General features: G+C 42.0%; 17 protein-coding genes. 6 read left to right on the plus strand and 11 right to left on the minus strand.

All coding sequences use genetic code 11. The features are described from left to right. Position 1 precedes the first annotated feature (1 nt). The 8 genes from AOX59_RS08570 to AOX59_RS08605 all read right to left on the minus strand — a co-directional run bounded on the left by AOX59_RS08570 (position 2) and on the right by AOX59_RS08605 (position 5696). Positions 2-988 carry an ABC transporter permease gene (locus tag AOX59_RS08570; RefSeq protein ID WP_068444643.1) on the minus strand — a complete coding sequence of 329 codons (987 nt, stop codon included), beginning with the start codon at positions 986-988 and terminating at the stop codon, positions 2-4. Positions 989-1580: 592 nt separating this feature from the next. Beyond that, entirely contained in the window at positions 1581-2579 is a 999-nt protein-coding gene (locus AOX59_RS08575; RefSeq protein WP_068444650.1) for an ABC transporter substrate-binding protein, read from the minus strand. A 329-nt stretch (positions 2580-2908) separates the two neighbouring features. Continuing rightward, positions 2909-3097, minus strand: coding sequence for a hypothetical protein (locus tag AOX59_RS08580; RefSeq protein ID WP_068444652.1), 189 nt, complete (start codon positions 3095-3097; stop codon positions 2909-2911). Positions 3098-3172: 75 nt separating this feature from the next. After that, positions 3173-3406 (minus strand): molybdopterin converting factor subunit 1, encoded by a 234-nt coding sequence (gene moaD, locus AOX59_RS08585; protein WP_068444654.1) that lies wholly within the window; start codon positions 3404-3406, stop codon positions 3173-3175. Further along, entirely contained in the window at positions 3399-3872 is a 474-nt protein-coding gene (locus AOX59_RS08590; RefSeq protein ID WP_068444658.1) for a molybdenum cofactor biosynthesis protein MoaE, read from the minus strand. Before AOX59_RS08590 ends, moaD begins: the two co-directional genes overlap by 8 nt. Continuing rightward, on the minus strand, positions 3865-4371 hold the full coding sequence (gene mobB, locus AOX59_RS08595; RefSeq protein ID WP_068444660.1) for a molybdopterin-guanine dinucleotide biosynthesis protein B: 507 nt from the start codon (positions 4369-4371) through the stop codon (positions 3865-3867). The genes AOX59_RS08590 and mobB overlap by 8 nt, the downstream gene beginning before the upstream one ends. Positions 4372-4481: 110 nt before the next feature. After that, on the minus strand, positions 4482-4793 hold the full coding sequence (locus tag AOX59_RS08600; RefSeq protein WP_068444662.1) for a metal-sulfur cluster assembly factor: 312 nt from the start codon (positions 4791-4793) through the stop codon (positions 4482-4484). A gap of 141 nt (positions 4794-4934) precedes the next feature. Next, complete coding sequence (locus tag AOX59_RS08605) at positions 4935-5696, minus strand: serine aminopeptidase domain-containing protein (protein ID WP_068444664.1); 762 nt, start codon at positions 5694-5696, stop codon at positions 4935-4937. A 132-nt stretch (positions 5697-5828) separates the two neighbouring features. On the opposite strand from AOX59_RS08605, the gene AOX59_RS08610 reads away from it, so the two are divergent. The 4 genes from AOX59_RS08610 to AOX59_RS08620 all read left to right on the plus strand — a co-directional run bounded on the left by AOX59_RS08610 (position 5829) and on the right by AOX59_RS08620 (position 7662). Continuing rightward, positions 5829-6683: a Cof-type HAD-IIB family hydrolase gene (locus AOX59_RS08610; RefSeq protein WP_068444667.1), complete on the plus strand. Its 855-nt coding sequence runs from the start codon at positions 5829-5831 to the stop codon at positions 6681-6683. 144 nt (positions 6684-6827) lie between these two features. Further along, positions 6828-6977: a hypothetical protein gene (locus tag AOX59_RS20010; RefSeq protein WP_169792869.1), complete on the plus strand. Its 150-nt coding sequence runs from the start codon at positions 6828-6830 to the stop codon at positions 6975-6977. A gap of 2 nt (positions 6978-6979) precedes the next feature. Beyond that, complete coding sequence (locus tag AOX59_RS08615; protein ID WP_068444670.1) at positions 6980-7186, plus strand: DUF3813 family protein; 207 nt, start codon at positions 6980-6982, stop codon at positions 7184-7186. Between the two features lie 212 nt (positions 7187-7398). Then, positions 7399-7662 carry a NifU N-terminal domain-containing protein gene (locus AOX59_RS08620; protein ID WP_068444672.1) on the plus strand — a complete coding sequence of 88 codons (264 nt, stop codon included), beginning with the start codon at positions 7399-7401 and terminating at the stop codon, positions 7660-7662. A gap of 120 nt (positions 7663-7782) precedes the next feature. Here AOX59_RS08620 and AOX59_RS08625 read toward each other — a convergent pair whose 3' ends face one another. Beyond that, on the minus strand, positions 7783-8358 hold the full coding sequence (locus AOX59_RS08625; RefSeq protein WP_068444675.1) for a hypothetical protein: 576 nt from the start codon (positions 8356-8358) through the stop codon (positions 7783-7785). A gap of 644 nt (positions 8359-9002) precedes the next feature. Beyond that, positions 9003-9845: a YitT family protein gene (locus AOX59_RS08630; protein WP_068444678.1), complete on the minus strand. Its 843-nt coding sequence runs from the start codon at positions 9843-9845 to the stop codon at positions 9003-9005. A 107-nt stretch (positions 9846-9952) separates the two neighbouring features. Here AOX59_RS08630 and AOX59_RS08635 point away from each other — a divergent pair, with 107 nt between their 5' ends. Then, positions 9953-10813: a DegV family protein gene (locus tag AOX59_RS08635; RefSeq protein ID WP_068444680.1), complete on the plus strand. Its 861-nt coding sequence runs from the start codon at positions 9953-9955 to the stop codon at positions 10811-10813. 254 nt (positions 10814-11067) lie between these two features. After that, positions 11068-11475 (plus strand): YppF family protein, encoded by a 408-nt coding sequence (gene yppF / locus AOX59_RS20270; protein ID WP_237049400.1) that lies wholly within the window; start codon positions 11068-11070, stop codon positions 11473-11475. 103 nt (positions 11476-11578) lie between these two features. Here the strand turns inward: yppF and AOX59_RS08645 are convergent, their stop codons facing one another. Continuing rightward, complete coding sequence (locus tag AOX59_RS08645; RefSeq protein ID WP_068444683.1) at positions 11579-13081, minus strand: alpha-amylase family glycosyl hydrolase; 1503 nt, start codon at positions 13079-13081, stop codon at positions 11579-11581. Positions 13082-13240: the final 159 nt, after the last annotated feature.

The following is a 13240-nucleotide window of genomic DNA, read 5'->3' on the forward strand; positions in this document are numbered from 1 at the left end:
GTTATACCTCCCTGGCTTTCTGCTGCAATAATTCAGTCCGTTTTCGTACGCGTCTTTTTTTCTCATTGCGTGCTTGGATTATTTTCGGTGTGATTAATGCCGCTACGACGAGTACCGCTGTAATAAGTTTCATATCGCCGGTCTCCAAAAAATCAGCACGCAGCGCCATTGTTACGAACATCCGATAAATAATGGCACCGCCAATAACAGCAAGTGTTGCCCGTGCAATAGACTTCACACCAAATATTGACTCCCCAATAATAACAGATGCGAGTCCGATAATAATCATGCCAATACCCATGTTCACATCCGCGAAACCACCCAACTGGGCAACCAATCCGCCTGAAAAGGCCACAAAAGCATTTGATATGCCAATACCGGTAACAATCAGATAATCGGTATTTGCTGAAAGACTGCGGATCATCTTTTTATTATTACCTGTCGCTCTCAGCGCCAGACCAACCTCTGTTTTCAAATAATAATCGGTCAAAATTTTGATAAAGAGGGTAACAAGTATCATGGCGAATACAATCACCCATGTTGAAGGAGTTTGGTCCAATCCTAATCCAGTTAACATTCCATTGAAAAAGGAGTCGATACCTGTTGCCGCCCATAGGGACTCCAACTGTTGAAACAAAGTCGTTTCGTTTAACATGGATAGCGTTGGCTGCCCCAATATTCGCAGGTTAATCGAATAAAGGGCTGTCATCATAATAATCCCTGCTAATAAAGGATTAATTTTTCCTTTCGTGTGTAAAATACCGGTTATACACCCTGCTATAAATCCGGCAACTGCCGCCATAAGCGATGCAATTATTGGAGAAGTGCCGTTTACGATAAGTATCGCTGCAACTGCAGCACCGGTAACAAAGCTACCATCAACAGTTAAATCCGGAAAATCCAGGATGCGAAAAGACAAATATACCCCAAGCGCCATAATGGCATAAATAAGTCCTGATTCAAAAGCTCCAAATAATGATATAAGCATGGTTGCCTCCTTATGGCAATACAGCCATTAACACCGTCTTGCCCGGCCTGTAAAATCTCTTTAGTTGGCTGTTTCAAAATAATTGTTGTTTATGACACAAAATCCATAAACTGCGAAGTAACTTCAAGTCTATTCTGTCTGATTAACACCAAATGCTTATAGACGCTCCGGCAATAAAACCCGTTTTCCATGGGCACCGCCTCAGCCTCCTCAGAAAGCAAAGGACGCTTTCTTGTCTTCGGACACGTGCTGTTCCCATTGGAGTCTGCGTACATTGCCTGCGCTGTAAATGACTCACTGTAGTTTTATTTGTTTATATAGGAAATTAGATGGTAATAGCCCTCCACACCAGCAGCTGGAATATGCGAGACTCCTGTGGGACAGCGAGCCAAAGAGACCCCGCAGTGAGCGGTTTTTGCGAGCGAGGAGGCTCGTGGTAAGCCCACGGAAAGCGAGTATATTCCAGCTGCGTCGCTAGAGAGTCTAATGAAATTTTTACTTCACACTTTACATCAATTCCGCTGAATTAAGTTTCGCTTAATGTCACCTGGAGCAGTAAAGCTACAAAGAATTTGGAAAGAGCCTTTTGTTCTTATTCACCTTCAACAAGCTCAGCTTCTTCGTCCCAGTTATCACTCCACTCAATTCCCTGTTCCTCGGTAGCCTGTTCATTGATAAACAGCTGAAGTTCCGGCGGATATTCTACCGGGATATCTTTTGTGGTTTTCTCCCCAGTTAATATCTCTGCTGCCATTTCACCGGTACGATAGCCGATTGTATGGTAATCAATGCCGTAAGTGGCAAATCCGCCGCCTTTTAACGAATCAGGCTCACCGACCATTAATGGGATATCCTGTTCATTCGCAACACCTACGACACTATCTAATGCAGAGACAACCGTGTTATCCGTAATGATATAAAATACATCTGCATCCTGAACCAATGTTGTTGCTGCATCCTTTACTTCTGAGGCGTTGGCAACCGTCCTCTCTTCCAGACTTAAACCTGTTCCCTCCATTGCTTTCTTGACAGAGTCAATTTGTGCAACAGAGTTTTGCTCACCTGCATTATAGACGGTACCTACTGTAGCATCCGGGAAATTATCAGCAATAAATTCAACCGTCTTGTTTATAGCTTCCGGGTGAAGGTCAAGTACACCTGTAATATTGTCACCAGGCTCATCCATTGATTCCACTAACCCAGCCCCAACAGCATCTGTTACTGATGTGAAAAGAATCGGAATATCCTCCGTTGCCTGCAGTGCTCCAAGCGCACTCGGGGTGGAATTGGCAAATATCAGATCAACATCGTCTGCAACAAAATTATCAGAAATAGGTTTGACATTGTTCTGATCGTTTTGGGCGCTTTGGAAATCATACTCCACATCTAACCCTTCATCTTCCAGTGCGGCCTTGAACCCTTCATATGCCTGGTCCAATGACGGGTGTTCCACAATTTGTGTGGCACCTATTTGGTAGGTTTCAGCCCCTTCAGCTGATGAGTCTTCCTCCGAAGAGGCCTCATCAGATCCGCAAGCAACTAATAGACTTATAATTGCACCTACTATCATAATTTGAACCCATTTTTTCATATCAATTCCCCCTTGCAAGAATTATCAAAAAATTATTTTTACATTGCTTTCCCACTTTAAATTATTAAAGCAATCATGTCTAAATAAAATCCTCGCCCTCTGTGTAACCAGAACAATAGACAATTTTTTCTCCCGACATCACTTTACCTATGTATTGCTTTATTAAGACTGCTTCACCTCCCTGAACTTTCCAAATTGCATTGTGATGTCAAGATGTGACAAAAAATGTATTTATAAAAATATTATGATATATCCTACACTAACTTAGTCCATCGCGTCAATAAGGAATTGCATAATTCGTCGGGGAATTTAAAGTTTTGCGGTGTGTATTATTTAGCAGAATCCTTTTCCCGGGATTGCTTATCATCCTTCACGGTAAACGCTACTGAAAGATTCATGAAAACAGGAAGCAAGCTCCACAGAAAGAAGCCCCATCTACCGGTAAAAATCGACAACAATAAAAAGAAAACAAGCACGACTGCAGAAATATACACCGTGATTTTTTGATATTTATTCATTGACACTCTCCTCCTTCAAATAACGTTAAACCCGGATATAAAACGTTTTGAGTGTCTTAGCTGTAACCGATAAATTCATCCGCCGCTGACCGGTGGAATAAATGCTACAATATCACCGCTTTTTAACATCGTGTCTTCATTGGAATACTCTTCATTAACCGCTGTCATAGCATTATCCAGATTAGCCAGGTCAAACGTTGACTTCAGCCTCGTTTTAAGTTCATTCACGGATAAGCCATCTGCTTCCACATCAACCTTTTCACTTCCGGCAGCTTCCTGAAGCTCTGCAAAAAACAGAACGTTAATCATTGTACATCTCCTCCTCGGATGGAATTTTTTTATCATAAGACGTATTTTCCTTTTGATCGCCTATCCATTGTGTTCCATCTTCCCAATGTTCTTTTTTCCAAATCGGCACAATTTCTTTAATCCGTTCAATGGCATAACGGCTTGCTTCAAATGCATCCGCGCGGTGAGGCGTTGAAACAGCAATAACAACCGCTATGTCGGTAATCTCAAGCCTGCCGATTCGATGTGCAATAGCAGTGTCGGTATTTCCCCACTTTTCCTCAATTTCATCAGCAATTTGCGCCAATTTCTTCTCAGCCATTGGCACATAAGACTGATATTCCAGGAATAATGTCCGTTTTCCTTTTGTGAATTCTCGAACAGTTCCGATGAATGTGTTGACGGCACCCGCTTCGTTGCGGGTAACTTTCTCGATACAGTTATTCGGGTCAATCGGTTCTTGTGTCAGCCATACTTTTTTATCCATTAGCACCCCTTCTTATCTGTTCGGCGATTACGGCTCTATCTTTTTGCAGATGAGTCATGTCAAAAATGGGGTAGCTCTTGTCCTCTACTATATCCATATCCCAAGCCCCTACAGCTATTATATTCGAAAGCTCATGCAAAAGCGACAGGTCCGTTTCATGTCGAATAAGTACAATTTTAGGATATTCGTATGTCTTGTACCCTTCGACCAATAATACATCAAGGGAAAATTTGCTGTACATTTCAATTAAATCCTTCAGTTCAAATGGCGTATTAAGCGTCAGCTGTGTCAGGTTTTCTCCCTGTACACCACTGATAACCGAACCTGATTCCAGATGCTGTTGGCTGTCTGTCCCCGCTCGCATATCCGGCTCACCGCCATGTCCATGATGTTTTAATGATCCGACGTTTAACCCTGTTTCGGAAAAATACCGGATCAGCTGATTTATGAGCGTGGTTTTCCCGGACCTTTTGTAACCGGCTATCTGACAAATTTGCATGAAAACAACTCCATTTGCTGATTTCCATAAAAATGGTTTTAAAAAGCTGTTAACAAAGCATATTAAAAAAAAGGCCGATTCACTGTGATGAATCAACCTTATTTTAAAACTTAATCCGGAATACCAAGTGCAATCTTGGCATAACGGGACATTTTATCTTTATCCCATGGCGGGTCCCAGACGATGTTCGCTTCGGTCTCTTGAACTTCCGGAATATCTGAAAGTGCACGCTTGACATCCTGCTCAATATGAGCTGCCAGCGGGCAGCCCATTGCTGTCAGCGTCATGGTAACGGTACAAACGCCATTATCATCAAGATCTGCTCCGTAAATAAGCCCTAGGTTGACAATGTCAATTCCCAATTCAGGGTCAATAACATTCTCAAGAGCACCCATGATATTTTCTTCGAGAGCTGCTTCCATGACAATCCCTCCTTCACTCTTCATAGTTTTATTTAAACATATTCCGACTCATATTTAAATGATTTTAATCACACATTGCTTCCACAGTCTGTGGTGCGGCAGATTATGATAACATTTCAACAGAGACGCTTTTACCGGACTTTATAAATGCTGCTTGAACCACTTGACTGTCTCCAGTATAGCATATCTGCTCACTTTATGATCGCGATTTTCTTCCTTGATAAAATGAATTTTTTCCTGATTGGTATAATAGTGTTTCGCTTCGTCATAAAATGTATAGGAGTGGTCAAATGGTACAACCGGATCACTTTCGCCATGCCAGAAGAGCAGTGGCCGTTCATTCAGCTTGTCCATTTGCCTGGATAGATCATAATGCTCAAGTCGTCCGTATAAATGACCAATCACTTCGTCGGTAACAGGCAGATCGCCCATTTTTTTAAAGCTGTCCACTAGTGTCTTCGCGTATATTTTTATTTTTGGTGACCCCATGAGAATGCCTGCTGTGGTAATCCATGGATATTGAGTCAGAGCGGCCGCAGTTGTAATGCCGCCCATACTTGTACCGGCAACTCCAAAGCGGCCATCCAGCACAAGCTGTTTTGAATCCAGCTCAGTTTTAATATCTTTCAGTTCCACTACATTCTGCATCACAATGTCCCAAAATGATATTTGCCTCTTTTTGCCGGATACCTTCTGTTCCCGGTCGCCGTGGAGCATACTGTCAGGTAAAATTACCCGAAAGCCTTCTTCTGCAAGCAAATAAGCAAGTGGCAAATTATGTTCTTTGGCACTGGTAAACCCGTGAAAATATGTAATCGTTGGCAGTGCTTCATTTTCTTTTGTCCGGTCGACAATAACTAAACACGGAACAGCTGCAATGGTTTCGTTAAATACGCCTATCATAATGACTGGTTTCTCTCCCATCAAAGTAACTGTACTTCTTATCATAATATGAAATTTTTGTAAAATGCAAACGAATGCCTTTACATATAACGTTATCACTTATAAACTAAATAGCATACGAGGTGAAAATCTATGGAAAAACAGCATCTAATCGCATTGGATCTCGATGGAACATTGCTGACTGACAACAAAGAAATCAGTCTGCGCAATCAAGAAGCGATAAAAAAAGTACTTGAGGAAGGCCATATCGTTGTCATCGCAACCGGAAGACCGCATCGTGCAAGCATCGATTATTATCATACACTTGGACTTAAAACACCTATGGTCAATTTTAACGGTGCATTAGTCCATCATCCGACCGATAAAAAATGGGATGTGCTTCATAACCCGATGCCGGTGAGAACAGCCCACGGAATTGTTGATGCATGTTATGATCTCAATGTGAATAATATTGTGGCTGAAGTGATGGACAACGTTTATTTGGACCAATATGATGAAAAAATCATTAATATTTTCCACTCCTCCCGTCAGGACTCGCCTTTCACAATCGGAAGCCTAAAAAATAAACTCCGGGAAGATCCAACTTCAGTGCTGATTCATCCGAAAGAAGAAAACATTAATGAAATACGACGTCATCTTAATGATTACCATGCCGAGCTAATCGAACATCGGAAATGGGGCGCGCCCTGGAATATCATTGAGATCGTCAAAAAAGGTTTAAATAAAGCAGTGGGACTGCAAAAGATTGCCCACTATTACCATATACCGAAAGAACGAATTATTGCATTCGGCGATGAAGATAATGACTTGGAAATGATTGATTATGCCGGCGTTGGTGTCGCGATGGGCAATGCCATCACTGAGCTGAAATCTGTTGCCAAACACGTGACTGACGATAACGAAAACGATGGAATCGGAACATTCTTGGATGATTATTTAAAGCTCTCATCCAGCGGCATTAAGTCGCCCAAACTTACCAACCTCTAAAAATTTCCTGTAATATAAGCTAAATATAAGACCACACTACGAGTGAACGCCAAGATAGCGTTCACTTCTTATTTGTTTTGATGATTTTCCAGCACAAGAGGCAACTTGCGTCTGGAATGGTGTATTCCAAGGGAGGAATTACCGATGGGAAAACAAAGCAAATCACGACGATTCAGCCAGCATAGTGCTGATTCCGTCCGAAAGCATGATGAGGTTTTTCCGTACAGATCGCGTTACTCTGATGTAAAAGAAACACAGGATCAAGCTGACCGCAACACGTTAGGAGGGGTTTAAAAATGGCACAGCAGCAAAACAACAATCTCATGCAGCGCGCCAGAAATGCCGTCAATCAATTAACCAATGCTCAAGGCAATGCCAACCAGCAGGAACAGCAGGCTGCGCAGAATGCAATTCAGGCTGCCAGAAACCAGGCATCGCCTGAAGAACAACAGCAGCTGCAGCAACTTGAGCAGCAATTGAGACAAAATAATCAATTGCAATAACCTCCGTGAAAGCTGCCGGTAAACAAACAGTGCCGCAGCGAAAATGATTTTTCGGCATGTTAACGATCCACCATTCATCGATTGAGATGAAGCTCGGGATTCTAACATGCTTTTAGGCACCCTTGTCGAACACACGGCAAGGGTGTTTCCCTTTTCGTCATATTTCTGTTAAAATAAAAATTAAGCACGATTGAAAATGGAGGGACAAACCTATGGGCGTAAGAGCTGAAGCTACACCAAACCCAAATGCGTTGAAGTTTACAACCGACAGTCTGATTTTTGAAGGGGACAGCAGTATCTCAGTAATGCCTGGCGACACCAGTGAGCATGACATTTTAAACGACCTGATGGAAGTAAACGGTGTCGATAACGTTTTTGGCTACCAAAATTTCATTACCATCAACAAAGCATTCGATGTTGAATGGGACGAATTAGAGCCTAAAGTAATCGATGTCATTGAGGCATACGGCTACTAAAAATACATAAGGGTCATTAAAAAACAAATGATTTAATTAAACATCAAATTGCAAAGTCAATTTGATGTTTTTTTATGGTTTTGAGGTTATTATTCCCGGCACCCATACAGAGTCTACAGCCTAACTAAAAGTCATGACATAAAAGATGAGTCCAATAGATAACGTAAGGGCGGCTGCTAATCCTGCCACAATCCCAATAAGGTTGGACTTCAAGGTGTAGCCCCTAAAATCCGATGCCGATTGTGAATCATCAACTTTTCTTACATGTAAATATAATGAAGTATTGACCAAAACCACCAAAAACAAAATTGTCACCAGCATAAAACCGGCATCCGTCCGGACAACTGTATCAGTTGATCCACTGAGCCAGTTAGACTGAAGCAAAAATATACCGCTCAAAAGGAAGTTCATAATTAAGCCTGAGTTATATTGTTTTCTCCACTCACTTCCCATCTTTTGCTTTTCATAGGATGCGACTTGCTCAAAAACGGGAAAGATTGATTTCGTTGACTTTCGTTTAATCCAACGCATCAGAGTATTCGCTAAAATAATGAGTCCTAATATAAAAAACATTTGTGATTCTGTTATCTCAAACATGCTCATAATTGTTATATAAATCATAAAGAGAGCTATAATTAAAGCGTTTGTGATGGCTGCTTGCTTCCTTCTCATTACTTTCAATGTCTTTTGACCCATTTAATAACCTCCCCCTGAAGCCAGGAATACATCACGACGGATTTTTAAACAAATTCATTCGTCTCTTACATAACTATACGACCAAATAAAGGAAAAGTTTCAGTATTCACGTATTCATAAGGCTCTTGTTTAAACTGATTTTTGTCACAACTTAAATAAACTGCGAAGTAACTTTAGGTGAAGGGCAGTCGACTCCTGTGTGAAAGCGGGCAGCTTCTCGAGTCCCTTTTGCTGCTTGAATCGTTGTAAAATGTCTTCGAGATGACCTCTCGAGTCCCTTTTGCTGCTTGAATCGTTGTGAAATGTCTCCGAATCGACCTCTCGAGTCCCTTTTACTACTTGAATCGCTGTGAAATGTCTCCGAATCGACCTCTCGAGTCCCTTTTACTGCTTGAATCGCTGTGAAATGTCTCCGATCCGGTTTCTCGAGGGCCTGAGCAGGAAGTGTTTTGCTTCTGAGGAGGCTACAGCGTTGCCCTTAGGTGCGCGACTGCCCGGAACGGAAATCAACATAGCACTTAACATCGACTGCGAAGTTCAACAGAATTTAAAAAAGAACATACAAAAAACAGTTCAATTATGGCCAGCGCATAGCTGTAAGCCATAATTGAACTGTTCCTCCTTGCATGGTTCTAAAGACTATATTAATCCTTTCTGAATGACCCGAAGACGTTGGTTGTCTGGACAATGTTCGTGAATGCATTCGGATCAACTTCCCCGATAATCCGTTCAAGATCATATAGCTCAAAACGGGTCACAACTAGATACATCATACTTTTATCATCACGTGCATAAGCACCTTTTGCTGGTATAATCGTAATACCGCGCATCATCGTCTTATGAATGGCACTCTGCAGTTCTTCCGGTTTATGTGTGACAATCATAGCCGTTACTTTTGAATGACGTGTATGCAGCGCATCAATAATGCGGGTTGTCACATATAGCGTCAGCAAAGTGTACAACGCGTTTTCCGGCTCATAAAGAAGCCCGGCCATGGCAATAATGACCGAATTCAACGTTAAAAAGTAAATCCCAATTGGTCTGTCCTTCATACGGGACAGCACCATTGCCACAATATCCATACCGCCTGTCGAAGCACCATGCCGCAATGTCAGCCCAACACCAGCACCGCCAAGGACACCGCCAAAAACAGCGTTTAACATTATATCTTCAGATAGCTCAAAAACCGGCAGAACTTCAAGGGAGAAAGTCGTCACAATAACTGAAATGATACTGTAGATTGTGAATCCTTTTCCGACTTTATACCAACCTAATATGGCAACCGGAATATTCAATACGAATAAAATAATACCGGTTGATAAACCAATTCCCAAAAAATCATTAAAAATACTGGAAAACAACTGAGCTGCACCTGTAAAACCGCTGGCGTAAACATTAGCGGATATCAGGAACAGATTCAGCGACAGCGCATTCAGCACCGCGCCTAAAATCACAATAATGACTCGTTTTGCTTCAACTAAAAACACTAAAATGCCCTCCCTTTAATCCTACAGCAATGATTATTTTTTTGACTATTCTTCAAGATAGCTTTAAACTAAAATAATAACTAATTCCAGTGAATGAGGGTGAAAAAATGACTGTAAAAATCCTCGCAGACTCCGCATGTGATCTGTCCGAGAATCATTATAAGACATATGACATTGAAATGGTACCTTTAACGGTTCACCTGGACGATCAGGAATATAAAGACAGTATTGAAATAAAACCAAAAACTGTTTATGACGCGATGCGGGAAGGCAAAACCCCGAAAACGTCCCAAGTATCGCCACAAGCCTTTAAAGCTATTTTTACATCCTATGCTGAAGAAAATCAACCTTTAGTATATCTTGCCTTCTCATCAGAGCTCTCAGGTACATACCAAACCGCGAAAATGATGGAACAGGAAGTCAAGGAATCTTATCCCGAAGCTGAACTGCATGTTGTGGATTCAAAATGTGCTTCAATCGGTTACGGACTTGTTGTTCTTCGTGCCGCACAACTTGCCAAAGACGGGGCAGGGACTGATGAAATCATGGAAACGGCCGTCTACCACGCCAAATACATGGAACATATTTTCACTGTCGATGATCTTGAATATCTGTACCGCGGCGGACGTGTCAGTAAAACAGCCGCATTTGTCGGATCATTCCTTAAAATCAGGCCGATTCTGCATGTGGATGACGGAAAGCTTATACCGCTCGAAAAAATCCGCGGCACCAAAAAGTTACACAAACGCATGTTCGATATTATAGAGGAACGCGGCAAAGATTTTTCCAATCAGACCATTGGCATCAGTCATGGCGATGACTATGAAACAGCCAAAAAAATAGCAGATGCTATCGAAGAGAAGTTCAACCCGGAGGACATCCTGATTGAAATGGTCGGATCAACAATCGGTGCGCACGCCGGTCCGGGCACAATTGCTATTTTCTTTTTAAACAACGACTATAAGTAACTGTTCTAATGCTCAAGCAATGTAAAAAATGGAGGGCCGAACAAATAAGTCTCCAGGCGTCCAATCAAAATCTTCAATTCATTTAAGGGTATCCAGTACATTCGGATACCCTTTTTCAGTTCGATTAAATCCTTTTTCGTTTATCCCGCATGTAACTGGCAGCCATCCATGAATCAAAGATTCACCAATTAGGATGAAAATAACTTTGGATTTTCATGGCAGTAAGACCCCTACCTCAAATGTTCGCGTGTACGATGAAGATTAGGTGGGGGATGGCTTCCAGTAAATGTCCGATTCGTTCATCTAACAATCAGTGGGGGAAGAAAGACCCCCCACTGATTGAAGATTCACTTTATAAACCGGCCAAAACAGTACAGATATTCAAAAATATTTCAGTCATGATTTCGGAAATCGAGCCATATAGTTTATTAAGACAACCCGTACTTGAAACGAAAAAAGGAGTGACCTCGTTGAGTATATTTGAACTCATAACCATTTTTGAAACCGACCGGAATCAGCCGCCGGAATCCATTAACGCCCTGCTGGATTTTTATCAGCAAAAATACATTACGGGTGAAATCGATATCATCGCTTATCGGAAGATCTATTATTACTTGCATCGGCAGGGCGCAGTGTCTTCCCATGAGTTTGAGTTTGCATGAGTCATGAAAAATTCGGCTTTCCAGAGATACAATACCGGAAGTCAGACTTAAAGAAACCGCCGAACCAGCCAATTTCACGATTTAAAAAGGCGGAAACTGTGCATTACGCATCAGCTTCCCGCCTTTTCTGCTTTCTCGATAAATAAATAACACCTGCAACGAACAATAAAAAGATGCCAGCGATCGGTGCAACCACTACCCAGTTAATTCCAGTATCCGGCTCAATCACATACACCTCGACTGACTCCCGCGGCAATCCGATATTGAACTTTCCATCGCCATTGTCCCGTGCAATATTATCACCAAGCAGCCCGTCCAGCTGTTTACCGGCATCAATATTATCAACTTGAATGACCTGTGATTCAGTATCATTATTAATCGCAATATAGACAGATTCGCCTTCATAAGAACGTTTGAACACGCTCATTGCCCCGCTCGAACCTGCAAGTTCATAATCGCCATACTGCAAGGCCGGAAATTCTGTGCGCAGACTGGCAATGCGGTTCGTAAATTTCTCCAGCTCTTCGTCGGCACTGTTCCACTGGACCAGCTTCTGGCTTTCAGGAAAACCGGCGCCACCCATCGGTATTTCAGACCCCTGATAAATCAGTGGTGCACCCGGAGCTGTATACAGGTAAGTTAATGCCAGTTTCCACGTTGTCAACGGTGTGCGCCCATTTTCCAGAGCCTTTTGGGTAAAACGCTCAGTATACGGCGTGTCCACATAATTTAAGCCTTTTTGAATATCATTTTGCTGATGTTCTTCATGAAGCTCGGTAAGCGGTGTTCCCGCCTCAGCAAATACATTCGTCATCGGATCAAACAGCTCACTGTTTTCAACTGCTTGAATAGACGTGTTTTCTATGAGATCACCGCTGTTTGATTCTTCATTTAGAATACCGCCCAGCATATAGAAGTTCGGGTTGTTATCACGAATATGTGCCGTTAAATCATTTAAAAATTCAGTATCAGCCTGATCAGCTGCATGAAATCTGTAACCGTCTATCCCGGCTTCTTCAATCCAATAATCTGCCACATCTTTTAGAAATTGCTGCACTTCCGGATTTTCCTGGTTCAGCATAACCGTCTCATCAGCCCACCGGAAAGATGCTTCTGAGCCATCATTTTCTTCAAACCAGTCGCTTTTAGCAGGATCTTCCGTCATTGCGTGCGTCTGTGAGGCATAGTTCGTCGCAAATTCCAGAACAATTTTCATATCGCGGTTGTGAGCTTCTTCCACAAGCTTCTTCAGATCGTCCATCGTTCCAAATTGTTCATCCACTTGATAAAAATCTTCAATCCAATACCCATGATAACCACCAGAGGCGTTTTGCATAATCGGTGACAGTATCAAAGTCGTGTAGCCGAACTCCTTCAAGTGATCAAGTTTATCGATGATGCCCTGAATATCACCGCCATGATAAGTCAGCGGATCTTCAAGGTCGACCTGTTTATCCAGGGATGAATCCCCGTTGTTAAATCGGTCCACAAGAATATCATAAAATATTTCACTGTCTGTATTCGCTTCTTCTCCAGCTGCCGAAACCGGCACTGTTAAACACGGAAACAGAGCTAAAACAGCGATGATTATTATTAAACGTTTCATATATGTACTCCTTCATATGCGAGATAAGTGTTCTTAGTCTATTATTAACGTTTTATATGGATAGTCAATGCCTACCGATATATTGTTGAAAATCATTCATAATTATTGATGCAATATAGTGACAGTAGGACTAAAACCGCTGCCTGTTTTATCCGTATA

Origin of the sequence: Lentibacillus amyloliquefaciens, from assembly GCF_001307805.1 — a bacterium.
Classification (GTDB): domain Bacteria; phylum Bacillota; class Bacilli; order Bacillales; family Amphibacillaceae; genus Lentibacillus; species Lentibacillus amyloliquefaciens.

Bases quoted from the DNA above. Each gene is read 5' to 3' on its own strand.
- AOX59_RS08570 (WP_068444643.1), bottom strand. From the start codon at position 988: ATGCTTATATCATTATTTGGAGCTTTTGAATCAGGACTTATTTATGCC.
- AOX59_RS08575 (WP_068444650.1), bottom strand. From the start codon at position 2,579: ATGAAAAAATGGGTTCAAATTATGATAGTAGGTGCAATTATAAGTCTA.
- AOX59_RS08580 (WP_068444652.1), bottom strand. From the start codon at position 3,097: ATGAATAAATATCAAAAAATCACGGTGTATATTTCTGCAGTCGTGCTT.
- moaD (WP_068444654.1), bottom strand. From the start codon at position 3,406: ATGATTAACGTTCTGTTTTTTGCAGAGCTTCAGGAAGCTGCCGGAAGT.
- AOX59_RS08590 (WP_068444658.1), bottom strand. From the start codon at position 3,872: ATGGATAAAAAAGTATGGCTGACACAAGAACCGATTGACCCGAATAAC.
- mobB (WP_068444660.1), bottom strand. From the start codon at position 4,371: ATGCAAATTTGTCAGATAGCCGGTTACAAAAGGTCCGGGAAAACCACG.
- AOX59_RS08600 (WP_068444662.1), bottom strand. From the start codon at position 4,793: ATGGAAGCAGCTCTCGAAGAAAATATCATGGGTGCTCTTGAGAATGTT.
- AOX59_RS08605 (WP_068444664.1), bottom strand. From the start codon at position 5,696: ATGATAGGCGTATTTAACGAAACCATTGCAGCTGTTCCGTGTTTAGTT.
- AOX59_RS08610 (WP_068444667.1), top strand. From the start codon at position 5,829: ATGGAAAAACAGCATCTAATCGCATTGGATCTCGATGGAACATTGCTG.
- AOX59_RS20010 (WP_169792869.1), top strand. From the start codon at position 6,828: ATGGGAAAACAAAGCAAATCACGACGATTCAGCCAGCATAGTGCTGAT.
- AOX59_RS08615 (WP_068444670.1), top strand. From the start codon at position 6,980: ATGGCACAGCAGCAAAACAACAATCTCATGCAGCGCGCCAGAAATGCC.
- AOX59_RS08620 (WP_068444672.1), top strand. From the start codon at position 7,399: ATGGGCGTAAGAGCTGAAGCTACACCAAACCCAAATGCGTTGAAGTTT.
- AOX59_RS08625 (WP_068444675.1), bottom strand. From the start codon at position 8,358: ATGGGTCAAAAGACATTGAAAGTAATGAGAAGGAAGCAAGCAGCCATC.
- AOX59_RS08635 (WP_068444680.1), top strand. From the start codon at position 9,953: ATGACTGTAAAAATCCTCGCAGACTCCGCATGTGATCTGTCCGAGAAT.
- yppF (WP_237049400.1), top strand. From the start codon at position 11,068: ATGAAGATTAGGTGGGGGATGGCTTCCAGTAAATGTCCGATTCGTTCA.
- AOX59_RS08645 (WP_068444683.1), bottom strand. From the start codon at position 13,081: ATGAAACGTTTAATAATAATCATCGCTGTTTTAGCTCTGTTTCCGTGT.